General features: G+C 37.7%; 23 protein-coding genes and 1 riboswitch. Of the genes, 13 read left to right on the forward strand and 10 right to left on the reverse strand.

Going from position 1 to position 23,973, the window contains the following annotated elements; all coding sequences use genetic code 11:
• The first annotated feature begins 169 nt into the window (after positions 1-169).
• Both B2C77_RS21615 and B2C77_RS08270 read left to right on the forward strand, forming a co-directional pair.
• Positions 170-355, forward strand: coding sequence for a hypothetical protein (locus B2C77_RS21615; RefSeq protein ID WP_176087297.1), 186 nt, complete (start codon positions 170-172; stop codon positions 353-355).
• Positions 356-427: 72 nt separating this feature from the next.
• Entirely contained in the window at positions 428-691 is a 264-nt protein-coding gene (locus tag B2C77_RS08270; protein WP_077703191.1) for a phosphocarrier protein HPr, read from the forward strand.
• A gap of 117 nt (positions 692-808) precedes the next feature.
• Here the strand turns inward: B2C77_RS08270 and kapB are convergent, their stop codons facing one another.
• Complete coding sequence (gene kapB / locus B2C77_RS08275; RefSeq protein ID WP_077703192.1) at positions 809-1,186, reverse strand: kinase-associated lipoprotein KapB; 378 nt, start codon at positions 1,184-1,186, stop codon at positions 809-811.
• 224 nt (positions 1,187-1,410) lie between these two features.
• Here kapB and B2C77_RS08280 point away from each other — a divergent pair, with 224 nt between their 5' ends.
• The gene (locus B2C77_RS08280; RefSeq protein WP_073011010.1) at positions 1,411-1,590 is read left to right on the forward strand and encodes a hypothetical protein; all 180 of its coding nucleotides are present in this window, start codon (positions 1,411-1,413) and stop codon (positions 1,588-1,590) included.
• Positions 1,591-1,848: 258 nt separating this feature from the next.
• Entirely contained in the window at positions 1,849-2,418 is a 570-nt protein-coding gene (locus B2C77_RS08285) for a superoxide dismutase family protein (RefSeq protein WP_077703193.1), read from the forward strand.
• A 109-nt stretch (positions 2,419-2,527) separates the two neighbouring features.
• Here B2C77_RS08285 and B2C77_RS08290 read toward each other — a convergent pair whose 3' ends face one another.
• Positions 2,528-3,697 (reverse strand): MalY/PatB family protein, encoded by a 1,170-nt coding sequence (locus B2C77_RS08290; protein ID WP_077703194.1) that lies wholly within the window; start codon positions 3,695-3,697, stop codon positions 2,528-2,530.
• Between the two features lie 549 nt (positions 3,698-4,246).
• Positions 4,247-5,593 (reverse strand): glucose-6-phosphate isomerase, encoded by a 1,347-nt coding sequence (locus B2C77_RS08295; protein WP_077703195.1) that lies wholly within the window; start codon positions 5,591-5,593, stop codon positions 4,247-4,249.
• 145 nt (positions 5,594-5,738) lie between these two features.
• Here B2C77_RS08295 and B2C77_RS08300 point away from each other — a divergent pair, with 145 nt between their 5' ends.
• The gene (locus B2C77_RS08300; RefSeq protein ID WP_077703196.1) at positions 5,739-5,978 is read left to right on the forward strand and encodes a DUF378 domain-containing protein; all 240 of its coding nucleotides are present in this window, start codon (positions 5,739-5,741) and stop codon (positions 5,976-5,978) included.
• 38 nt (positions 5,979-6,016) lie between these two features.
• Here the strand turns inward: B2C77_RS08300 and yugI are convergent, their stop codons facing one another.
• On the reverse strand, positions 6,017-6,382 hold the full coding sequence (gene yugI / locus B2C77_RS08305; RefSeq protein WP_077703197.1) for a S1 domain-containing post-transcriptional regulator GSP13: 366 nt from the start codon (positions 6,380-6,382) through the stop codon (positions 6,017-6,019).
• A gap of 185 nt (positions 6,383-6,567) precedes the next feature.
• On the opposite strand from yugI, the gene B2C77_RS08310 reads away from it, so the two are divergent.
• Positions 6,568-6,987, forward strand: coding sequence for a YugN family protein (locus B2C77_RS08310; RefSeq protein ID WP_077703198.1), 420 nt, complete (start codon positions 6,568-6,570; stop codon positions 6,985-6,987).
• Here the strand turns inward: B2C77_RS08310 and B2C77_RS08315 are convergent.
• The 3 genes from B2C77_RS08315 to B2C77_RS08325 all read right to left on the reverse strand — a co-directional run bounded on the left by B2C77_RS08315 (position 6,958) and on the right by B2C77_RS08325 (position 9,245).
• Complete coding sequence (locus B2C77_RS08315) at positions 6,958-7,971, reverse strand: potassium channel family protein (RefSeq protein WP_254843955.1); 1,014 nt, start codon at positions 7,969-7,971, stop codon at positions 6,958-6,960. The genes B2C77_RS08310 and B2C77_RS08315 overlap by 30 nt on opposite strands.
• A 339-nt stretch (positions 7,972-8,310) precedes the next feature.
• Complete coding sequence (locus tag B2C77_RS08320; protein WP_077703200.1) at positions 8,311-8,868, reverse strand: thioredoxin family protein; 558 nt, start codon at positions 8,866-8,868, stop codon at positions 8,311-8,313.
• A 155-nt stretch (positions 8,869-9,023) separates the two neighbouring features.
• Positions 9,024-9,245: a hypothetical protein gene (locus tag B2C77_RS08325; RefSeq protein ID WP_077703201.1), complete on the reverse strand. Its 222-nt coding sequence runs from the start codon at positions 9,243-9,245 to the stop codon at positions 9,024-9,026.
• A 192-nt stretch (positions 9,246-9,437) separates the two neighbouring features.
• Here B2C77_RS08325 and B2C77_RS08330 point away from each other — a divergent pair, with 192 nt between their 5' ends.
• The 4 genes from B2C77_RS08330 (at position 9,438) to B2C77_RS08345 (ending at position 17,913) form a co-directional block, all read left to right on the forward strand.
• Positions 9,438-10,496, forward strand: a complete 1,059-nt coding sequence (locus tag B2C77_RS08330; RefSeq protein WP_077703202.1) for a M20/M25/M40 family metallo-hydrolase — start codon at positions 9,438-9,440, stop codon at positions 10,494-10,496.
• A 778-nt stretch (positions 10,497-11,274) separates the two neighbouring features.
• Positions 11,275-15,606, forward strand: coding sequence for a S8 family peptidase (locus B2C77_RS08335; protein WP_077703203.1), 4,332 nt, complete (start codon positions 11,275-11,277; stop codon positions 15,604-15,606).
• Between the two features lie 113 nt (positions 15,607-15,719).
• Positions 15,720-15,860, forward strand: a riboswitch (FMN riboswitch).
• Between the two features lie 166 nt (positions 15,861-16,026).
• Positions 16,027-16,623, forward strand: coding sequence for an ECF transporter S component (locus B2C77_RS08340; RefSeq protein WP_414930268.1), 597 nt, complete (start codon positions 16,027-16,029; stop codon positions 16,621-16,623).
• A 318-nt stretch (positions 16,624-16,941) separates the two neighbouring features.
• Positions 16,942-17,913, forward strand: a complete 972-nt coding sequence (locus B2C77_RS08345) for a P1 family peptidase (RefSeq protein WP_077703204.1) — start codon at positions 16,942-16,944, stop codon at positions 17,911-17,913.
• A 182-nt stretch (positions 17,914-18,095) separates the two neighbouring features.
• Here B2C77_RS08345 and B2C77_RS08350 read toward each other — a convergent pair whose 3' ends face one another.
• Genes B2C77_RS08350 through B2C77_RS08360 form a run of 3 tightly spaced genes read right to left on the reverse strand, consistent with a single transcriptional unit; the run spans position 18,096 to position 19,815 of the window.
• Positions 18,096-18,449 carry a TraR/DksA C4-type zinc finger protein gene (locus tag B2C77_RS08350; RefSeq protein ID WP_077703205.1) on the reverse strand — a complete coding sequence of 118 codons (354 nt, stop codon included), beginning with the start codon at positions 18,447-18,449 and terminating at the stop codon, positions 18,096-18,098.
• A 25-nt stretch (positions 18,450-18,474) separates the two neighbouring features.
• Positions 18,475-18,861, reverse strand: a complete 387-nt coding sequence (locus B2C77_RS08355; RefSeq protein ID WP_077703206.1) for a hotdog fold thioesterase — start codon at positions 18,859-18,861, stop codon at positions 18,475-18,477.
• Between the two features lie 15 nt (positions 18,862-18,876).
• A complete protein-coding gene (locus tag B2C77_RS08360) occupies positions 18,877-19,815 on the reverse strand; it encodes a 1,4-dihydroxy-2-naphthoate polyprenyltransferase (protein WP_077703207.1) in 939 nt (312 codons plus the stop codon).
• Positions 19,816-20,032: 217 nt separating this feature from the next.
• Here B2C77_RS08360 and B2C77_RS08365 point away from each other — a divergent pair, with 217 nt between their 5' ends.
• Genes B2C77_RS08365 through menH form a run of 3 tightly spaced genes read left to right on the forward strand, consistent with a single transcriptional unit; the run spans position 20,033 to position 23,972 of the window.
• Positions 20,033-21,427: an isochorismate synthase gene (locus B2C77_RS08365; protein WP_077703208.1), complete on the forward strand. Its 1,395-nt coding sequence runs from the start codon at positions 20,033-20,035 to the stop codon at positions 21,425-21,427.
• Positions 21,424-23,172: a 2-succinyl-5-enolpyruvyl-6-hydroxy-3-cyclohexene-1-carboxylic-acid synthase gene (gene menD / locus B2C77_RS08370; protein WP_077703209.1), complete on the forward strand. Its 1,749-nt coding sequence runs from the start codon at positions 21,424-21,426 to the stop codon at positions 23,170-23,172. Before B2C77_RS08365 ends, menD begins: the two co-directional genes overlap by 4 nt.
• Positions 23,172-23,972, forward strand: a complete 801-nt coding sequence (menH, locus tag B2C77_RS08375) for a 2-succinyl-6-hydroxy-2,4-cyclohexadiene-1-carboxylate synthase (RefSeq protein WP_077703210.1) — start codon at positions 23,172-23,174, stop codon at positions 23,970-23,972. The genes menD and menH overlap by 1 nt, the downstream gene beginning before the upstream one ends.
• Position 23,973: the final 1 nt, after the last annotated feature.

Consider the following 23,973-nt stretch of genomic DNA (forward strand, 5'->3'; position numbering starts at 1 on the left):
TATTATGTGGTCGAAAAATGCAAGTTATATAAAAAGGCTTAGATAAGTATGATGGCTAGTGCTAGTAGAGAGAAAATTAGATGATTACTTAATAGAACAGCTTATTTACTTCTTGGGTTTCGTAACTTTTAAATAGAAAAATAAAACATTTTATTAAAAAAACACTTTTTTGTTTCAAAATATCGTTTTTTTGTATATAATAGGTTTAGCTCAGTTTTTCACTTGGATGAAGTGTATACCTATACAAAAAGCTTGTGCTTGTCCTGTTGGAAAAAACAAGGTTAAGGGAGCAGGGGCTATCTTCATTGAGATTTGCTTGGAAGATGAGGAGAATGTAATCGATTTAAAAAGATAAAGAAAATCCTATGCTTGCTGAGCCATTTTATAATTACATTACATGATTATTTCTTTGGAAGGATGAAGGAAAATGACAGAAAAAACTTTCACAATTACTGCAGAAACTGGAGTACATGCTCGTCCTGCTACACTTTTAGTAAACAAAGCAGGTCAGTTTGAATCTGAAGTGGAAATTGCTTACAATGACAAAACAGTAAACTTGAAGTCCATTATGGGTGTTATGTCGTTAGGTATTCCTAAAGGAGCACAAATTAAAATTACTGCTAATGGTTCAGATGAAGCAGAAGCTATTAGTGGTATTGAAGAAGTTATTAAAGAACATCTTGGTGAGTAAATAAATAAACAAGCTGTCAGTCTGCGATACTGGTAGCTTGTTTATTTTTAGGCTCTATACTAATATGTGGGTACGCCTTATTGTATCATTGCGCAGAAAGAGGGAAAATAGTACACATTAGTAATAATCTTTTTCCAAATTAGCTAAGCATTGAAGTGCAGCTTGGTTGTAATCTGAATGTTCTTGTAACAGTTTATTTCGGTATGATTCTATGGCTTCTTTTAATGAATTATTATAATTTGGAATCGTTTCATTAAAAGGGTGTACAGCTGCTTTTTTAACGTTAGTTTTTTCACCAAAAGCTAAAGCTTTTCGTTCATGAAAGAAAACGCCTTCTGTCTGCTGGGGGTTGTGTAAATCACCTTGCATTGGGTGTTTTTTTACTGCAAGTACTTCAACCACGTAACGATCTCCCTTATCATCGACCACTTTTCCAATATAGGTACCTGATCGATAATGTGCTTTTACAATATGCCCTATAGCTACGTCCGCCATAATAATAAGCCTCCCTTCTGTTAAAAAAATGCACTTAGTTCCATTTTGCCAAAGAAAAAAAGAAACTGCAAATAGTTGTAGCATAGTGATACTTTTAAAAAAAGTATCACTATGCATTAAAAGAGAATCCAAACAATACGTTTTCTGAAAATAAACAAATTCCTTTATGCTTGTAGCAAATAATGATAAGTTTGTTATAATAACATGGGAGGATGTGAGGAAAAATGATGCCTTTTCTTTATTTTCCAGAGGATAAATCGGAATATATCCCTGCCATTATAACATTACTTATTTTTATGATTGCTGCAGGGGTGGCCATGTACTTTATTTATAAGAAATCGAAGAAGGATGAGCGAAAATTTAAGCAACAATACCACAAGGAATTGCATGAACCTCATGATTAGAAAAACTTGGCTTCTAGCCAAGTTTTTATGTGAAAGGCGAAGTCCAAGTAATAAAATTTCAGTGGGAGAAAGTAACAGCCGAATGCTATACTTTGCTTCTATGTTAACGCACAATTGAATCCCCCTCCATGGTGGAGGGGTTTTTAAATGATAAAATTTTTGGTTTCTTTTTTGTATAATAATTGTATTCTATAAATAAACGAGTAGCAGTATAGTTAATGGGCAAGCTAATTTTTAAAAAAGGGTGGATGTATAATTATGAGAATGGTGATGGTCATTTCTCTATTATTAATAGCTGTAGCTTGCCAGCCAAAAGATGAAAAAACAAAAGAAGTTGAAATGTACAATTCATCAGGTGATATGGTTGGTACAGCCAGTTTTCATGAACAATCTGATGGGGTAAAGGTGAAAGTGGAATTAGAAGGGCTGGAACCAGGGTTTCATGGAATACATGTACACGAATACGCCAAATGTGAAGCACCTGATTTCACATCAGCTGGCAATCATTTTAACCCGACTGGTGCAGAACATGGTCTCATGCATCCAGAAGGAAACCATTTAGGGGACATGCCGAACATAGAAGCGGATGCTAACGGAGTTATTAACGCTGAACTAATGATGCCAGAGACGACGTTATTAGATGGAAAAAATTCGCTAATTAAGGGTGAAGGAACATCCGTTATTGTTACTAAAAATAAAGATGACGGAGTAAGCCAACCTGGTGGAGATTCAGGAGAGAGAATAATTTGTGGCACGTTAACAAAAACAAATGGTGATAATGAAAAACAACCATCAGACCCAACACAAAATAATGAAGATGAAAAGTAGGCCGAATGTACTAGAAATGTTCGCTTTGGATGGTAAAGTAGCTAAAGCATTAAAAAAAGCAGGTCTGGCTAAACGTAACGCTTATGCCACCCTGCTTTTATGAATGAAATTATCTGTTTTGAATTGCTTGGATGATTCTTCTTACGCCCTCTTCCAATGTTGCTTTTGGACAAGCTATATTCATCCGCATAAAGGTTGATCCTTCTTCTCCGTAATCTTTCCCTGTATTTAAACCTACTTTTGCCTTGTGAATCATAAATTCACGTAATTCTTTTGGATCCATATTTAAAGCACTGCAGTCAATCCAAAGTAAGTAAGTTCCCTCTGAATGTGTTACAGTTATTTCTGGAATATGCGTTTCTAACATTTCTTCAACATACTGTTTATGACTTAGCAAAACTTCGCGAAGTTCGTCAAGCCAACTGTCTCCATGCAAATAAGCTGCCTCTAAAGCGGTGTTTCCCATTATGTTTAAACCATGTACGCCTTGTTTTGATAAGTGTGCTTCAATTTTTTTTCTTCGTTCTTGGTTAGGAGTAATGATATAGGAAGCCTGTAAACCAGCTAAATTAAATGTTTTCGATGGAGCCATACATGTTACTGTTTGGTCATTCATGTCTTCAGAAAGAGAAGCGATAGGGATATGTCGCTCATTGGGAAACGTTAAATCACAATGAATTTCATCCGAAATAATAATTACATTATAATCTAAGCATAATTTCGCCATTTTTTCTAGTTCTTCCCTTTTCCACACACGTCCTACTGGATTATGTGGGGAGCAAAGAATGAACGCCTTTACGCCTTGCTTTAATTTAGCTTCAAAATCGTCAAAATCAATTTGATAGTAGTTATCTTCATAGCGCAATGGATTTTTTACAATTTGTCGATCGTGGCTTTCGATCACATTGTAAAAAGGGGTATATACGGGTGTTTGAATAAGTATCTTATCATTAGGCTCTGTTAAAGCTTGCACTGCCATATGTAAACTAGTGACAACACCAGGACTAAATGATAACCAATTAGAATCAATGTGCCAATTATGCCTACGATGAATCCACTTTACAACCGAATCTTTAACTACATCATCCACCATTGTATAGCCGTAAATACCGTGTTTAGCGCGCTCGATAAGTGCTTCGTTTACCTGTTCAGGAGCTCTAAAGTCCATATCTGCTACCCACATTGGTAAGACATCGTCTGTTTGGAATACAGGCTTTAACATATCCCATTTTACAGATCGCGTATTTTTTCTGCTATGTTGCTCTTCAAATAAATTCATTTATAGCCTCCTTAATAATACCATTCTGACATATTCTGTTGGAGACATAGTTGTCATCCAGCTTTGTTATTGAAACTGTCTACCTACGACCAGTGCTCAAACGCATATGTTTAGTATAACATGATATGAAATGAAAGCGCAGAATTTTTGATCTTGTGCTTAGAGGCTTTACGTTATATGAGTTTCTTAAATTTTACTCTGGATATAAAGTGCAGTGAGATTGCCACTTAAAAATGGCAGATATGAGCAGATCAAGCCTAAGTGGTGGATTACTGTACTAACGCTTAATTTGTAATATCCTTTTGGTCAAACCTTTGAGCTAGGGGATGAAAAAATCCTCATTGTTTGGACTCGAGAGAATGATGTTTATTAAAAAGAAAAAAGCAAAGCGTTTTTAGCGCTTTGCCTACAGGGGGAATACGAGAAAGTCTTACATTTCTTAGTATACCCAATGAGAATTATTTTAAACATGCTCATTTCATTTTTATTATTTTACGCTCATCGCTACGCTGCATGAAGAGGTATTGAGGGATGGTTCCCCTAAAAAAATTACAACCTGTCTTCTAATTCTTTTTTTGCATCTTCAAAGCCTGGTTTACCTAAAAGCGCAAACATGTTCTTTTTATATGCTTCAACACCTGGTTGGTCAAACGGGTTAACACCTAATAAATAACCGCTCACCGCACAAGCTTTCTCAAAAAAGTAAACAAGATAGCCAAAAGTATAAGCATCTAGTTTAGGTACTTCTACTACAAGATTTGGTACGCCACCATCTGTATGAGCTAAAAGCGTTCCTTGGAAGGCTTTATCGTTTATTTCGTGAATGGTTTTGCCAGCCAAATAATTTAATCCGTCTGCATCAACAGGGTCACTTTCTACAGTTAATTGACGCTTTGGCTCTTGAACGCGAAGCACAGTTTCGAAAATGTTACGGCGCCCTTCTTGAATATATTGCCCTAATGAGTGTAAATCAGTCGAAAAATTAGCTGAAGAAGGGTAAAGGCCTTTATGATCTTTTCCTTCGCTTTCGCCAAATAACTGTTTCCACCATTCTGCAAAATACTGTAAACTTGGTTCATAATTAATAAGCAGTTCAGTTGTTTTCCCTTTATTGTAAAGAATGTTACGAACCGCAGCGTATTGATAACTTACGTTGTTTTTTAAGCTAGGTTCAGAAAAATCATTCATAGCATCGCGTGCACCTTGCATCATTTCATCGATGGAAGCGCCACTTACTGCAATTGGGAGCAACCCTACAGCTGTCAAAACAGAATAACGTCCCCCAACACCGTCAGGAATTACAAATGTTTCATAACCAGCTTGATCGGCAGAAGATTTTAATGCACCTTTTTCTTTATCAGTTGTTGCAAAAATACGTTCTTTTGCACCTTCTACTCCATATCTGTCTTCTAACATTTGCTTGAAAATACGGAACGCAATTGCTGGCTCAGTTGTTGTACCGCTTTTAGAAATCACGTTAATGGAAAAATCTTTATCCTTTAACACGTCCATTAAATCATGCATATAGTTTGAACTCATATGGTGTCCAACAAAAATAATATGCGGAGCTTTTCGCTCTTCTTTTGTTATATAAGCTTGGAAGGAGTGGTTAAGCATTTCCAATGCAGCTCTAGCACCTAAATAAGAGCCCCCTATACCGATAACTAATAGCACATCCGAATGATCGCGAATTTTTTCTGCTGCTTTTTTTATGCGATTAAATTCCTCTTTATCATAATTTTCGGGTAAGTCAATCCAATCAAGAAAATCACTACCAGCGCCTGTTCGATTGTGTAGGGCGTGATGGGCAGTTTCTACTGCATTTTCAAGATGATCTAATTCTTGTTCATTCATAAAGGGAAGAGCTTTTTTATACGTGAATGTTACGTGAGTCATGTGTATCCTCCTTTAAAGAGTTAGAAATAAGTTTGTTACATTATTCACTTTACCCAAGAGACGGAGGGAAATCAAGAAAGAAACTGCATAATCTCTATCATTTTACAAAAACTATGTTAGATACGAAAGGAAGGAGGTTGTAAAAATGAATGGAATACAACGGACAGCTTTAGCATTAACAATTATTGGCGCAGTGAATTGGGGCTTAATTGGTTTATTTCAGTTTGACTTAGTGGCTGCAATATTTGGCGGTGAGCAGAGTGCAGCTTTTGCTCGAATTATCTACACAGTAGTAGGGATTAGCGGGCTAGTATTAATCCCACTGTTGTTTAAAACCGATGAAGCTTTTGCAGATCAGCACGAACCAGAAGGTGTAGATCGATAAATCATAAGGCAAACTCCGAATGCGAGTTTGCCTTATCATTATTTCTTATTGTAGTTAGATTGTTTCATCCACTCTTCTAGTTTATCTTTTAACGTATTAAATCCAGAAGGTTCTACTTCTACTTGCTTTGGCTTAACTTGTTTTGGTTTAGCTTGTGGTGTTTCTTGTGTAGCCCGGATAGATAAAGAAACTTTGTTTTTTTCTTCATCAATTTGCAATACTTTTACTTTTACGTCATCGCCAATTGTTAAATGATCATTAATATCTTTAACGTAGCCATGAGTAACTTCGGAAATATGAACGAGTCCTTGTGTTTCTTCATCAAGTGCAACAAATGCACCGTATGGTTGAATTCCAGTAACCTTACCATCTAAAATTTGCCCAATCTCAAAATTGCTTGTCATGCTGAACAACTCCTATTTCTTTTCGTTTCTTTTTACACAATAAAATATTTTAGCATAATAATCTCTAGGTAGCAAAACATACGGGTAGTATTTTAAATGAAAAGAATATTTTTAACGGGTTCAGATAGGAAGTACGAATATGTAATTTTAACACTATTATTATCATTATGTGAGGAGACAGGTAAATGGTACCAATACAAACAAGTTTGGAAGATGAAACATATGCTTTATTTAAATTAGAGGAAGTGTTAAAACCTATAGGATTTGTTATAGGTTCGAGTTGGGAGTATGATCATGGATACTTAGATATTAAGTTGGATGATCGAGGTACGTATTATTTTTTACGAATTCCGTTTAAAGCTATTGCAGGGGCGTTAGATTCCCCAGGTGTTATCGTTCGTCTACAACAACCATTCGTATTGGGGCACCAATATGAGTCTGGAAATGATATAGATAGTCGAAATGGTGCTGTTCAAGGACTAGTTAACCAATTCCAGACGCCGACAGATCCAGATACGGATATACCAAAAGAATATATTGATATGGGAAAAGATTATATAAAGGAAGTGGAAGCGTTACTTATTCCAAGGCAAGAGTATGATTAACAGGTCACCTTTTTGTAAACGAAATTGGGGTGAAGGGTTCACATAATAGCGCTCATTACGAATAATACCAAGAGGGATTTGCTGTTTATTGCTTAATAAAACAATCGTTTCCTGAAAGGTTAAATCTCCCAACTCCCCCTCCACTTCTTTATGGTAAAATTGTTGCTTCGTTAATAAGTGAAGGATATCTTCAAATGGTTGCGATGCTTTATGACGAAATATTTCATGGAAAAATAATATACTTGTAAAGTCGTTAGAGCGTATGATGGTGGTAGCTCCTGCACGACGTGCGTTTTCGATTTGTGTGAGTGAAACAATTTCGGCAATAATGGGGGCGTTTGCATTATTTCCTCGAATAGCTACAGCTGTGAGAATGGTGACATTGTCAGCATCTCGTTCATTTTTGGCTGTATCTGTAGTAATTAATACACGATCGGCTAAGTGTATATTTGCTTTTTTTAAAACCATGTCTTCTGTAGGGTCACCTTGAATAAAGTGGACAGGGTAATCAGAAAACGAGACGTGCTCTAGCGTCGTATCGATAAGTACCATTCGAGTATGTGAATTAGACTGAGCAATAGATTCGATTAGCTGTCGGCTTCTTTCATTCCAACCAATCAGTACAAGGTGATTGCTTCCTTTAAACGCTACCCTTCCTTCCTCTATAGCTTGTTCTTGTCTAAAAGTAGAAGCAGCTAAGGAGGTTATGTAGAAAGCAATTAAACTCCCACCTGTTAAGATTAACAATATGGTTATTAATTTACCGATTGGGGTTAAAGGAACAAAATCTCCGTAACCGACAGTTGCTCCAGTAATGAATGCCCACCAAATACCATCAAAAATGGAAGGGAATTGGTTAGGTTCTGCTAAATGAATGAAAAATCCAAAAACGAGCATAAATAAAAAAATGCTCATTAGTAGTTTGAATAATAAAGGCAGTTTAAAATAAATTTGTTTAATTAATCGAATACTCAAATTGCTCACCTTTTACATTTGCTTTTTTACATGTTCTTTTGATTATAGTATAAGAAAACAATAGCTATTTCATTGTTAAGTCGGGCTTTTCTATGCATAACGAAGAAATGAGAGATTCACCATTTTGAGCATAAGCAACTAACGCTGCTGTATGCTCAAAACGCTACATGTTTTTCATATAGTATAGACAAGTTATGGTCTTTATAATCACAGGGTTTTTTGATTATACGAAAGATGATCTCCGTAGCTATGAGTAATTTTAATATACCAGTATGAATTTAGGCGAGTGTTAGCGTCCTAACAGGTTGTCGTTTGTTATTCCATAGAGGCTTTAACAAGGCAGTTTCTCTAACTAATTTGCTTTAACGTGTGTTCTAAACTTTTGTATACATGCTCCCAAAACTGGGAGTTATCCCGGAAGCTCTTATTCATAAATAATATCATTTCTTTAAATTTATCTTGATAATCGGCTTCCTCTTTATTTGGTAATTTCGCTTGAGCTTTATCCACAAAATCTTGTATGCTCTTTGCTCGTGGTCCCCATGTAGCTTTTTCATTTCCATTTGCATCAATAAAAATAAAAATAGGAATGGATCGAGATGTTTCATTTGTTAAATATTGATCCATTAGTTCTAGATTTTGATCACGATATAGTATACGCACGTCCATGTTAGTAGCTTCAGCAAGTTTTAACAAGATAGGAATATTGAGCATGGCATCACCACACCAGTCCTCTGTTAAAACAATCACTTTTAATTGTTTTTCTTGTACTTGCGCATAAAGCGTATAATTATCTGGCAGTTGGAAGTGATCATAAATGGCAAGTAAGTTCTCCTTATGCTTTTTCATTGATTCAATATAAACATCTGGTTCTATTCCTTTTTCATACCATTGTAGAAGGTCCATTCGCTTCAACTCCTTGTATAGTATATATAGGTGTTCATATTCGCCTATTATTTCTAACCTATTATTTGCTTTCCTGATTGAAATTGTATACCCTCTTGAAGCCGTCGCTTTTCACTACAAGCGGACACTCCTCAGGGCTGCTTGAGCCTCCTCACTCACAAAAAACGCCAAGCATATGCTTTTCCTGCAGGAGTCGCCACCTTGCATTCCAAGCGACCGATTACCTGTTTTACACGCCCAAAGGAGCGTAGATAAATAAAGCTTAAAATAACTTTCAAATCCTTCATGTAATTCCGGTAATTTACATTTTGTTTTGCGAAGGTACTGCTGCAGTCGTAAATCAGTCCACCACAAATTTTAATTTCAGCCTCTCTCACACAAATACCTACCTATTTGGCACAGAATAACCGCCAAAGAAATGGTATATTGTCATACGGTATACTCTCATTCATGTCACAGGCACTTTTAATTAGTCTACCTATATATGCAAGATTGGTAAACAAAAGTGCTTGTGCGGTAATTTTTTGCTATGATAACAATAGAACTTATCAACGTTAGGAGGAAATAAGATGCAATTAGCAAACCAAAAATTTTTGTTAGAGTTATTACAAACCCCTTCTCCATCCAGTTTAGAAATGGAAATCCAAAAGAAGTGGTTGGAATATGTCAAACCTTTTGTAGATGAAATAAGAACAGATCATGCTGGAAATGCTATCGGTGTTTTAAACCCTGAGGCACCATTCAAAGTGTTGTTAGCCGGTCATTGTGATGAAATAGCACTAGTTATTAATCGAATTGACGAGCATGGTTTCTTACATTTTGATAAAATGGGTGGCATTAATCCTAAAGCTGCGGTTGGAATGAAGGTGATGGTGCTAGGTGCAAATGATTGTTTAACAGGTGTTATTGGCGTCAATGCTCAACATCATGGTGGCTTAAAGAATGACTTTAGTTTGGAAGATTTGTTTATCGATTGCGGTTTTAAAACGAAAGAAGAGGCAGAGGAACAAATACATATTGGTGATCTAGCGGTATATAAGACCGAACCGGAATTTCTGTCGGACCGTTATGTTGCTGGTCGCGGTCTAGACAATCGGACAGGCGCTTTTATTGTAGCAGAGGTGCTAAGAAAATTGAAAGAGACGGGCTGTCAAGTAGGTGTCTATGCAGCTAGTACAGTAAATGAAGAAACGAATATGGGCGGCGCTTATTTTGCAGCGGCAGGTGTAGCACCAGATATGGCGATTGCTTGCGACGTTACATTTGCGACAGATTATCCTGGAGTTAATACAAATAAATATGGTGATGTTCGATTAGAAAAAGGCCCTGTATTAGCAAAAGGCGCCCCTATCAATATCAAGATCAATCAACTACTTGAAAAGGCGGCAAAATCTTTAGATATCTCTATTCAGTATGAGCTTACGCCACGTATGACTGGAACTGATGCTGATAAAATGCGGCTGACAGGAAAAGGAGTTCCTGTATCGCTCGTGTCCCTTCCGCTTAGATATATGCATTCTCCTGTTGAAACAGCAAGTATCAAAGATATAGCCGAAGAAATTGATTTGTTAGTGGCAATGATCTCTGCGTTAACAGGAGAAGAAAGCTTAAACCCACTTGATTTATAATAGTGTAAAATTTAATTTTGACGCTATTAGGAAGAGTATAAGATTTTTTTGGTGGTTATATAGTAGAAAAAAACGAAGGCTTTCTAAATAGACAAGACTTTCTTTTAAAATGAATCTTTGAGTTTTAATGACAGCAGGATCAGCCTTTTCTAGGTAAATAGAAGCTATGAGCAAAGGTAGGTAGGTTTTTATCCTGAATTTCAAGTGAAAAATTAGGTAGAAGGTCGTTCGTTTTCTTTATATAAGCAAATTGCTTAAACTAAATTTTGGAGTTGTAGGTAAACTTAATCATTTTTATACTAAATAAAAGAGAAACGTTAGTAGTTTTTAGAGCAAAAAGCGTGATTTTAAATTTTCTTAACGGTTATTTTTCATCCCCGTAACAAAGCTATATTTGAAGCTAGTTTTCCTGAGTAGGAGGAAACTAGCTTATTTTTTTGCACTACAGAAAGATATAAGATTTTTTGGTTTATAGTTTAAGCTTTCGCCATAAAAACGCTTGGCGATAAGCCAAGTGTTACTAAGAGAATGAGCATGCATAGGTTACAAATAGGATGAATAAAAGCAAGAAAAAATGAGACTATTTTATTAATTTAGAATATTGAGATGGAAAACGACTTATATCGACACCTTTCTTCATGATTACTCTACTATACTTAGTTTAACAACAAAGAGTGACCTAGTAGCTACAAAAGAACGCAGAAAATGAAAGGGGGGGAAGATGCATCTGTTGTTCTTTTACTTGTAGCAGCTTTGAAAAATGGAGGGAGGAATAGCTTTGAAAAGAAGAAGAAGGCGACAAACCAAAATGCTAAGCATTGCCGCAACATGTTTTATTGCATTTTCTTTATTCACGCCTGGGATAGCTGGTGCGCAAGAGACGCAGAAATTGCATCAATCTGTAAGTGATTCTAGTAAGGTAGAAAATAAGCTAAGTAGCAAATTAACAAAGCAATTCAAAAATGATGATAAGGTAACTTTTCTTGTTAAATTTGCTGAAAAGGCAGATGTGAAAAAGGCGGCTGATAATGCAAAAAAAACAGCAAAAAAAGCTAGCTTGACAGCACAAAAGGTAGAACATGTTCAACGTTCTGCAGTTATTTCAGAGTTGAAGGCTACAGCTTTAGAATCGCAAACGAATGTAAAAGATTATATTCAAAAGCAAAAAGAGAAAGGAAATGTAGAGACATTTCAATCTTTTCATATTGTGAATGGGATGTCGGTAACAGCTACCAAAAAGATAGCTGAAAAAATTGCTTCTTATCCTGAAGTAGAGAAAATATTACCGAATGAGGAACGTAAACTATTTGAAGTAACTGTTGATAAAGAAGAAAAGCAAATAAAAGCTGAGAACGAAAATCTAGAATGGAATGTGGAGCGTGTGGGGGCTCCGTCTGTATGGGATATGGGCTTTGACGGCTCGGGTATTGTAGTAGCAAGTATTGATAGCGGAGTACAATGGGATCATCCAGCTTTGCAGGAGCAGTATCGTGGATATAATTCTGAAACTGGAGAAGTAGATCACGCTGCAAGTTTCTTCGATGCAACAGCTGGCGAAGAGGAAGCTTATGATGATCACTCACACGGTACACATGTTACGGGAACAATGGTTGGAGCAGAGGCTGACGGTTCCAATCAAATCGGGGTAGCACCCGGAGCAAAATGGATTGCAGCAAAAGGATTAAATGCCTCAGGTGTCGGCTATGACAATTGGTTATTATCAGCTGCAGAATGGATGCTAGCTCCAAATGGAGACGCTTCCATGGCTCCGGATATTGTAAATAACTCCTGGGGTGGTGGCTCAGGGCTTGATGAATGGTATCGAGATGTAGTAACTGCATGGAGAGAAGCAGGTATTTTCCCAGCATTTGCCGCTGGTAATACTACTCTAACTAATCCAGGTGGGCCAGGTTCAGTAGCGGTGCCAGCCAATTATCCAGAGTCTTTTGCCATTGGTGCAACGGATGTTAACGATGTGTTAGGAAGTTTCTCTTTACTGGGACCTTCGCCATATGACGAAATAAAACCAGAAGTAACAGCACCTGGTGTTAATATTCGTTCAAGTGTGCCGGGAAGCGGTTATGAAGGAGGATGGAATGGTACATCCATGGCTAGTCCAGCGCTTTCTGGGGTTTTAGCATTAATGAAGCAAGCAGATGGAAGCCTTACTGTGAATGAAATGGAAGAAATCGCTATGTCAACTGCTAATCCGCTCACAGACAGTGACTACCCTGAATCACCGAATAACGGATATGGGCATGGACTAGTTAACGCTTATGACGCTGTTTCTTCTTTAGTATCTGGTTTAGGAACTTTAGAAGGGCAAGTAACAAAAGCTGGTGAAGATAAAGAAGCACCTGTTTTCGAGCATGAGCCATTAACAGAAGCATATATGGGGATGGATTTAGATTTAAATATTCAAGTGTCTGATAATATTAGCGTAAGTTCAGTTGATTTACAGTATACGAACGCAGCTGGGGAGGAAGAAACAATTGAAGCAGAACGTGTCTCTGGTGATTATAAGGATGGAAGCTATATAGCTTCCATCCCTGGAGATCAATTAACTGGGGAAAGTTTATCTTACACATGGTATATGAACGATTTTGGCAACAATGAAGCGAGAAGTGAAACGTATGAGGTAGCTTTACGACCGGGAATTACGGTCGGTTATGAGGAAGATTTTGAAGCAGCATCGGCTGGTTGGACGGTATTTGGAGAAAACAATAGTTGGGAGCGTGGAGTGCCAACTTCCGGACCTGAAACTGCTGCTTCTGGAGAGAATGTATATGCTACTAATTTAGCTGGTGCGTATGAGAGTGATTCAAATACGACACTTGTGATGCCGCCAATTGATCTTCCGAAAGAGGGGGACGCTTTTTTACAATTTAATCAATGGTATAACTTAGAAAACAATTACGACTATGGTCATGTGTTTATTTCCACGGACCAAGAGGATTGGACACAGCTTGAGGAAATTTCCAATGTATCTGACGGATGGGGAAATATGACAGTTGATTTATCCGACTATCTCGGCCAGCGAGTTTATATAGGCTTTAATTTAGATACAGACGGTAGTGTTACACGTGATGGCTGGTATATTGATGACGTTGCTTTAACAGATACACCAAGTACAGAAAATGTTTCTTTAACAGCAGAAGTGTCAAACCCTGGTTTATTAGGATTTATTGATACGGTAAGTTTGGCTTCCAAAGACAAACAAGATAAACAATCAGCCAAAAAGGAAAAAGTAGACCCGGAAAAAATAAAACCTATTCAACCAAAGGAAAAATCAAAACCAAAACAAGATACAGTGAATCCGACATTATTACCAATGCAAGCGCAAGTAAGTGTCATAGAAAGTGGACGTACGGTAACTACAGACCCTGCTACAGGTAGCTACTCATTATTACATGCAGCGGGAGATTTTACGGTAAAAGCTGAAGCATATGGCTTTCAATCACAAGAGCAGTCTGTAACCGTTGATCCGGATGGTACTTCGAAGGCTGATTTTACGTTAGAAGAAGTGGATCAATACACGATAAGCGGAACCATTACGGATGAACAAACAGGCAAACCTATACCAGATGCAACGATTTTAGTAGTGGAGGATGCCAATATTGAACCAGTAACGACAGATGAGGAAGGTAATTATTCACTCACCGCTTATCAGGGGGCATATACGTTAAAAGTACTTGCGAGCGGTTATCATGGTGCAGAAATGAAAATTAATCTAGAGGATAACGATAGTACTCAAAATGTGGAATTAGAGCCATTCTACACGGTGCCTGGTGGAGAAATTGCTTATGATGATGGAACACCAGAAAATGCTCGCGCATTCTATGATGCTGGAAATGGTTGGGGCGTAAAGATGACATTACCAGAAGGAAAGGAAACTGGTGTTGTTGATGCCGCTGTCTTTAAATTTTGGAATGAAGAGTTTCCACAACCAGGTGGTACTGCATTTCAAGTGGAGGTTTGGGATGCAAATGGACCAGATGGTACACCAGGTGAAAAGATAGCAGGCCCAGTTGATGCTGAAGCCATTCGCGATGAAAATGAATGGACAGTCGTCGATTTAGAAGAACATGGCATTGTGGTAGAAGAAGAATTTTATGTGGTGTATGTGCAAACAGCGCCAAATACAGAAGCACCTGGACTTGCTACAGATGAAAGCAGTCCAAATGAAGATAGAAGTTATCAACTAGTTGGTGGATCTTGGTCTAAATCACCAGCAGAAGAAGGAAACTATATGATTCGCGCTCACGTTAATTACGAAGTAGAGGAACCTGAAATTACCTCGCCAAAAGATGGCGCTATTACGAATAAGCAAAAGGTTACTGTAGAAGGAACTGCTTCACCAACGACTACGATCCAAATAATGAACAATGGAGAAGAAATTGGCTCGGCTGAAATAGGGGAGGATGGTACGTTTGCTATTCCAGCGGAACTATCAGAAGGGGAAAATGAACTAACAGCAGTCTCTCAGCTAGATGGAAATCCAACAGGCGATTCAGAGCCCGTTAAATTAACACTAGATACCGAAAAACCTGAGCTAACCATCGATTCACCAAAAAATGAGGAAAAACTGAATCGAGAGACTGTTACTGTAGCAGGTTCTGTCTCTGATAATAATTTGGACACCGTAAAAGTGAACGGTAAGAAAGCAAAAGTACAAGATGGCAAATATTCCAAACGAATTTTGTTAGACAATGGTGAAAATGAAATTAAAGTGGTAGCTCAAGATGCAGCAGGAAATAAAACGAAGGAAAAAATTACAGTGGATGTCGATTTCACAGCGCCTAAGGTTGAGAATTTAACCCCAGAAGAAGATGCTACACTAGCAGCTGGTGAGTCCATCAAAATTGAGTTTGAAAGTGAACCAGGGCTAAATGCAACCTATGCTATTCATATGCCACTAACGAATACAGCTACGAATGCTACAGAACTACCAATGATGGAAACATCAGAAGGCCATTACGTCGGCTATTGGACAGCAACAAGCAGTGTCGTTGCAGAAGGTGCCGTTATTGAGGTAAAGGTAGAAGATAATTATGGCAATAAGACACGTAAGCAAGCAACAGGAAAGTTATGGATTAACGCTGAGAAGTAATTGCCATTATAAAACCTCGCATTTTATTGGAATGCGAGGTTTTAATTTGAAATATTATTTTCTTGCAAAACTAAAAAATCTCATGTAAAATAATCGTAACAATAAAATATCGATTCCATCTTCGGGGCAGGGTGAAATTCCCGACCGACGGTAAAAAGCATGTGTGCTTAAGTCCGTGACCCGCAATTTTTATTGTGGTTGATCTGGTGCAAGTCCAGAACCGACAGTTACAGTCTGGATGGGAGAAGATGTCGAGCCAAATTTTAGGTACATATATGTGCCTGTTTTTTCCCTATGTTTGTTTACGTTTCCCCTAAAGCCCCGATTAGGCGCTTTAGGGGTTTTTATGTAGGAAGCAAACTGGCTCTAAACCTTCATCACGAGATTGGAATCGATACATGATGAAGGGAGAAATAGAAAATGCAACCGATGAATAAACAATCATCCAAACTGATGAAAGTCATTGTCTTAGCTTTATTAGGTACAATTTCATTATTATTATTTTTCTTAAACTTTCCTCTGCCGTTATTACCAGCTTTTTTGAAAATTGACTTCAGTGATGTTCCGGCTTTAATGGCATCATTCATCTTTTCACCAGTTGCTGGGGTCCTTGTGGTCGCAATTAAAAACCTCTTATATTTAGCTGTATCTGGTGCCGCTGACCCAATTGGTGTACTTGCTAATTTTATAGCTGGAATGATGTTTGTTGTACCAGTGTCTATGCTCTATCACAAATTTAAAGGTGTGAAAAGTATAGTTTCTGGTTTAGTTACGGGAACAATCGTAATGGCAGTTGGAATGAGTGTTTTAAATTATTTTGTTTTCTTACCAGCATATGCATGGTTTATGGGGTGGGAAGACATGTCAAATACTGCAATTAAATGGGGGATAGTCTCTGCGGGGATACTACCATTTAATATTATAAAAGGAATAATTGTTGGCTTGTTATTTGTCCCATTGTATGTAAAGCTACGCGCTTGGGTAGAAGAAAAGCAAGCTAAATTTGCATCCTCGTAATCCAATTCTATTGGAAATTAAAATAACAGGAGCAGTGCAGTCTATTATTTTGAATGGCTCGCACTGCTTCTTTCTTTCCTTATATGGAACTAGCGCAAGAGTTGCTATGTGCCAAAGAGCCGGCTTTAAAAATGTTCTACAATTCACGAAATAAAGCGAATTTTTTTGCTTCGTATACGTTATCTAGTAAATAATGTTTTATACTATATAAAAGTTTAAAGGTTTAAAGTAGAAGAAAAACTACAGCTTTCCCAATAAGACTTGGCGACAAGAAGCCAGGTTTTTCTAATAAAAATAATAGAAACAGAGGTGTTTTAGGTGGCTTATGGGAACATAACGGATGTACCAGGGATAAAGGTAGGAAATGTTGAAAATATGGAAGCGATAACAGGGTGCTCTGTCGTTGTGGCAGAAAATGGTGCGGTTTGTGGTGTAGATGTTCGAGGATCAGCGCCAGGAACAAGAGAAACAGCATTATTAGATCCTGTAAATACTGTGAATCAAGTACATGCAATTACGCTTTCTGGTGGTAGCGCGTTTGGCTTAGCCACAGCTGATGGAGTAATGCGCTATTTAGAAGAGCAAGGAATAGGTTTAGATGTTCGTGTTGCTAAGGTCCCGATTGTTCCTGCAGCAATTTTATTTGATTTAGCTGTTGGTGATAGCAAGGTTCGTCCAGATAAAGAAATGGGTTACCAAGCAGCCAAACAAGCTAAAAAAGGATATTTTTCTTTTGGGAATGTTGGTGCAGGATGTGGTGCAACGGTCGGAAAAGTAGCGGGCTTCAAACATTGTATGAAGGGAGGATTAGGAAGTGCGTCAGTAGAACTTGATAATGGCATAGTTGTCGGAGCATTCGTAGCTGTAAATGCAGTTGGAGATATTAGACACCCAGACACAGGAGAAATATTAGCAGGACCAATAGATTTGGACACCCAAGAAATGATGGACAGTATTACTTATATGCAAAAACACCAAAGTCAAAAGTCTGCTGGTATGAACACGACAATTGGTGTGATAGCTACGAATGCTTTGCTTACGAAAGCAGAGGCTACCAAGATTTCACAAATAGCTCATAATGCTTTGGCAAAGACAATCTATCCTGCACATACGCAAATGGACGGTGATACGATCTTTACTTTAAGTACAGGGCAACGAAAACAATCCATTGATTTAATAGGAGCTATGGCTGTAGAAACATTGGAAGAATCCATTGTCCAAGCAATTCTAGCAGCAGAGTCCGTTGGAGGTATTCCTGCTTATCAAACATATAAGCTGAGAAATAGGTAGGCTACTCCAAATAACTTGGGCTACTAATAATCAGTGGGGAATAAAAAAACCCACTGATTGTAGGTTCACTATTCTTCATGTGTTAAAATTTTTCAAGAGTATAGAGTTAGGGCACTAGCAATTCGTGTGTAAAAGAAGCCCACACGGATTGTTAGTGCCCACTAGAAAAATGAGAGTTAACGTCATTTTTCTCCTACTAAAAAACGTGCTGTCGGTTGTGCTTCTAGACGTTCAATTGAGATTGGTTTTCCAGACTTTTCACTTAAACCAAATGTACCCATTTCGATTTTCTGTAGCGCATCATCAATATCTTGTAATTGTTTTTCTAGCATTTGTTGTATTCCTGCTTGTTTTTCCTGTTCAAATTGTTCCGAACTCATATCTGCTGGGTGATTATCGTAATCTGCCAGCTTCTCCAAAGATTCATTTGGTACTTTCGTAACTTTGGCTTCTATTGCTTCTTCTGTTTCTTTTTTCAACTTTAAGAGTCGTTCTTTAAACTCAAATAACTTGTCTTCAGTAAGATGTGTTTTCATTGGCGAACCCCTTTCAAGCCTTGGATTATTTTTCTTTGGTAATAACACCAATGGTGCATCGAGAAACGCATAAGAGCCAATTTTCTGCATCGGTAATTTTTATTTCCCAGACCATCGTTGACTTGCCAATGTGTATCGGAAGTGCTGTAGCTGTAACCTCCCCATTTTTAATGCTTCGAATATGGTTAGCGTTAATTTCTATTCCGAAAACGGCTTGCGTTTGGAGGTCAGCATGCAAACTCGCCCCAATACTAGCAGCTGATTCTGCTAATGCAACGGAGGCACCTCCGTGTAAATATCCAAATGGTTGGCGTGTTCGCTTATCGACTGGCATGGTAAGCTGTACTTTTTCCTTCGTCATTGTTACTGTCTCAATTCCAAGTGCTTCCATTAGTGTATTCGGGTAAGCCATGTATTTTAGTACCTCCTAATTCACAAACGTACTGATAAATAATGAAATTCCTAATAAAATCCCATAAATGGAATTAGTTTTACCCGTTGCAGCCATTGCTGGCATCATTTCAAGTGGTTGCGTTTTACCTTTAAATTTTAGGATAACATCTACAGCTTTAATTGCCCCAATAAAGGTAATCAATGACCATATTGGAAAAATGTTTTCGATAATAAGCCATGCGGTTATTACGAAGGCAACTATAAACATCATTCCTAGAAACACGATAGCATTCTTTCTCCCTAATAAAATTGCTAATGTTTTGCGTCCGTTTTCCTTATCATTTTCTAGGTCTCTAATGTTGTTAGAAAGTAAGATAGCGCCGATGAAAATCGCAATTGGAATGGAAGCAAACAACACTTCTGCAGTAATGGTTTTTGTTTGAATGTAATAACTAATTCCGATAATCACAGTTCCCATCAAGAATCCTGAAAATAATTCACCTAATGGAGTATAGGCAATGGGTAAAGGACCTCCTGTATATAAATATCCGAAAAGCATACATATTAAACCAATAACTGCAATCCACCAGCTTGAAGTTGCACTAATATAAAGACCAAGTAGCATTGCCATTCCAAAAAAGGTTAATGCCAAGCTTAGTACTGTTCTCGGTTTAATACCATCTCGTACGATTGTACCCCCAATACCAACGGAACCTTCATTATCAAGACCTTTTACAAAGTCATAATACTCATTAAACATGTTTGTCGCCGCTTGAATAAGCATAGAAGCAATTAGCATGGCGAAGAAAAGTAGTAGATTCATATGCCCTTCATGAAAAGCAAGCATTGAGCCAACAAATACTGGTACGAATGAAGCAGTTAATGTGTGAGGACGTAATAACCTCCACCATATTTGTAAACCATCCCTTTCATTGAGCGCTTGTTTTACGGTTACTTTATTAGATGCATGCATATATTTTTCCCCCTCCCTTTATTTGATGCAATATATTGGTAGTATCATAGACCTAACACTCGTTTTGTTAAGACGCCTGGAACATGAATCATATTAATTCTATGGAAATTACGATATAGTGTCAACGCTTGCGATTGATTTCCTTGAGAATAACCGAAAAAGAGAATAAAATGAAGTAGAAAGTTTGTCATTGTGAGTGTAACGGAGGTTAATTGAAATGATAGAAGTACAGGGTCAGCAAGTTGAAGAACTTTTGCGTGAGGCTATTAACCAGATGGGATTAAAGCAAAGGACACAACTTGTAAGTATTACGAAACGAGTAGAAGCACAAGATCCCGTTCTCTTCTTTGCATCTGCTGCAAAGTTAAATAAAGAGCGTTGTTTTTGGATGAGTACAAAGGATGCATTTTCCATTGTCGGTGTTGGAAATGTGTTTGAAATAAATGCGAACGAAGATCGTTTTCAATATATAGAAGAAACATGGAAAAAATTATTAGATGATGTATGGGTTTATAATCCATTTAAAGCTCCAGGAACAGGGTTAGTGACTCTAGGTGGGCTAGACTTTGACCCAAAGAAACCTAGAACGGATCTGTGGAATGATTTTCCAAGACTTCAATTTAAAATCCCAGAATATATATTGACGAAAAATAATAGTGATTTCTATTTAACGATAAACATAAAAGTATGCAAAGACGATCATCCGATTCAGCTATTGAAAGCGATAGAAGCTGTGGAGACAAAGTTGTTTCAAACTGTAAAAGAGCAGCTTGACTTACCCAAAATTATTCATAAAAAGGTGATTGCTCCAGAACAATGGAAAAAAACGGTTCAAAGAGCGAAGCAAGAGATTCAACAAAAGCAAATGGATAAAATTGTACTTGCAAGAGAAATGCGACTTACGTTTAGTAAGCAAGTTGATATTAGTCAAATGCTAAGTGATTTAATTGATAAACAATCTAATAGTTATATTTTTGCTTTTGAACAAAGTGATAAAAGTTGCTTTGTAGGCGCTACTCCCGAACGACTTGTAAGGATAGAGAAAAAGGAGTTGTTATCCACCTGTTTAGCAGGAACTGCTCCAAGAGGCGCTACAGTGGAGGAAGATCAACGAATTGCTGCTACGCTTTTCCACGATCCTAAAAATAGAGAAGAACATGACTTTGTTGTGCAGATGATAAAGCAAGGCATTAATAAGTATTGTACAGATGTGCAAATACCAGATATACCAGTAGTTTATCCATTAAAAAATTTACAGCACTTATATACACCTGTTACGGGAATACTTAAAGATGGTTATACTATTTTTAATGTCATTAAAGAATTGCACCCCACTCCTGCATTAGGGGGAGTTCCCAGAGATTTGTCTATGACTTTTATCCGAAATAATGAGCGGCTAGATCGTGGTTGGTATGGCGCACCAGTCGGTTGGTTAGACAGTAATGAATATGGGGAATTTGCTGTAGCTATTCGTTCAGCATTAATCCAAGATGATGAAGCTTCTTTATTTGCTGGCTGTGGAATCGTGAAGGACTCAGATCCAGAAGAAGAATTTGCGGAAACTGAAATAAAATTTTCACCAATGCTGACTGTTTTAGGAGGACAAGCATGAACCATACAGAAGTTTTGACGCGATACGTGACGAATTTTGTAAATGAATTAGTTGTTAATGGTTTGACAGACGCTGTTATTTCTCCTGGATCTAGATCCACGCCATTAGCGTTAACACTGGCTGAGCATAAAGAAATAAAGGATTGGGTTATTATTGATGAAAGGTCGGCTGCTTTTTTTGCGTTAGGACTTGCGAAAAAAACGAAACGTCCTGTTGTACTTGTTTGTACTTCTGGAACAGCGACAGCCAATTATTATCCTGCAATTGTGGAAGCCTATCATAGTCGAGTTCCACTCATCGTGTTAACTGCTGACAGGCCACATGAATTAAGAGGAATAGGCGCGCCTCAAGCAATTGATCAAATAAAAATGTATGGAGATTTTGTGAAATGGTTTCACGAAATGGCACTTCCAGAAGCAGGAACTGCCATGCTACATTATGTGCGAAATAAAGCGGCAAGCGCTTACCATATCGCGAAGGAAGGAAATCAGGGAGTTGTTCACTTGAATTTTCCTTTTCGTGAACCATTAATGGTGGATTTTAGTCTTAATGATGTATGGGAAATAAATGATATTTCCTGTACAAGTCCCATATTACCGACGTTTGAAGGGAAAAAGCATTTGTCTAAACAGCAAGTGGAAGAAATTTTGCGTCAATTAGCAGGTAAACAAAGAGGGGTTATTGTATGCGGACCGCAAACAGATTTGCATTTTCCAGTTGCGGTTACGAAGCTTGCTGAGAAGTGGGGACTTCCTATTTTAGCTGACCCTTTATCGCAAGTTCGATCTGGGGCTCATGTTTCTGATGTAATTATTGAAGGATATGATGCGCTACTGCGTAATAAAACCATTCGGGAAAAACTAAAGCCTGATTTTATTATTCGTTTTGGAGCCATGCCTGTTTCGAAAGCCTATTCTTTCTATGTGAAGCAACACCAGGATGCACTTCAAATGGTCGTTGAAAATGATGAAGGTTTCCGCGAACCAACCAATAATCCGACGACGTTTATTTTTGCAGAACCAACTACTTATTGTGAGGCTTTAGCAGATGCAGGGACTGAAACTACATCAAAAGAATGGTTGCAATTGTGGAAGCAATTTAACGACATTGCGAAGATGCATTTAAATGACCAATCAGATATTGAAATTAGAGAAGGGGAAGCGATTCGTGCTGTCATGGATTCAACTCCAAACCAGAGCACAATTTTTGTAGGCAACAGTATGGCAATTCGTGATTTAGATTCGTTCTTTTGGAAAACAGATAAACAAATAGAAGTGCTTGCCAATCGAGGGGCAAATGGTATTGATGGTGTTGTATCTTCTGGTTTAGGCGCTTGTGCGGCTGGGGTAAGAGTTACGCTTGTATTAGGCGATTTATCTTTTTTTCATGATATGAATGGGCTGCATGCGGCGATGCATTACCAATTGCCATTGACTATTTTATTAATTAATAATAATGGTGGTGGAATATTTTCCTTTTTATCGCAGGCTGATGATAAAAAACATTTTGAAGCTTTATTCGGTACACCTTTACATATCGATTTCAAGTATGTTGTTCATATGTATGGAGGTTATTATGTGCATGCAAAAACAGAAGCGGATGTGAAGCAGAAACTCATTGAAAGTTACAACAGAGAAGGTCTGTCCGTAATTGAAGTGAAAACAAATAGAGACATGAATGCCAACTGGCACAAAACGAAATGGCAGGCCATTGAACAGGAAATTTTGGAGGAGAGGAATAGATAGTGTACTTTTCCACAAATGATGCTACGTATTGGTATGAAATAGATGGCGAAGGATATCCCCTTGTTTTATTACATGGATTTACGGGTAGTAGTGAAACGTGGCAACCATTTATAACGAAATGGAAGCAAGAATGGCAAGTTATCACGATTGACCTTCCAGGACATGGAAAGACGAACGCGAAACATAAATCCATGGAAGCATGCTGTAGAGATATTGCTTCACTATTGCAATATTTACAGCTTGAACCTGTTCATCTGCTTGGTTATTCTATGGGCGGAAGAACAGCCATTGCATTTGCAATAAGTTATCCTGAATGGGTCAATGGTATTATATTAGAAAGTACTTCTCCAGGTCTTGAAGATTTACTAGAGCGGCAAAAACGAAAACAAGCAGATGATGAATTAGCAAAGAAAATAGAACAAAAAGGTCTAGCATGGTTTGTTTCCTATTGGGAAAACATCCCCCTATTTTCTACGCAACAAAAAATGTCCACCAATAATCAAACCAGAATTCGAAAAGAACGCATGCGTCAATCTGCTGTTGGTCTTGCTGATTCCCTCCGCTTTATGGGGACAGGTACACAGCGGTCCTATTGGAATGAATTAGCTTCCATGGATAAGCCTGCTTTTCTAATAACTGGTGAGTTAGATCAAAAGTATTGTGTTATTATGGAGAAAATGTCTCGCATCTTGCCAAATGCAGTGCATCATATGGTTCCTGATGCTGGACATGCAATTCACGTGGAGAAACCGAATATTTTTGGTAAAATAGTAAGTAGACATTTAGAAAGTTTAACATAAA

Origin of the sequence: Virgibacillus dokdonensis (genome assembly GCF_900166595.1) — a bacterium.
In the GTDB taxonomy this organism is placed as follows: Bacteria; Bacillota; Bacilli; order Bacillales; family Amphibacillaceae; genus Virgibacillus; species Virgibacillus dokdonensis.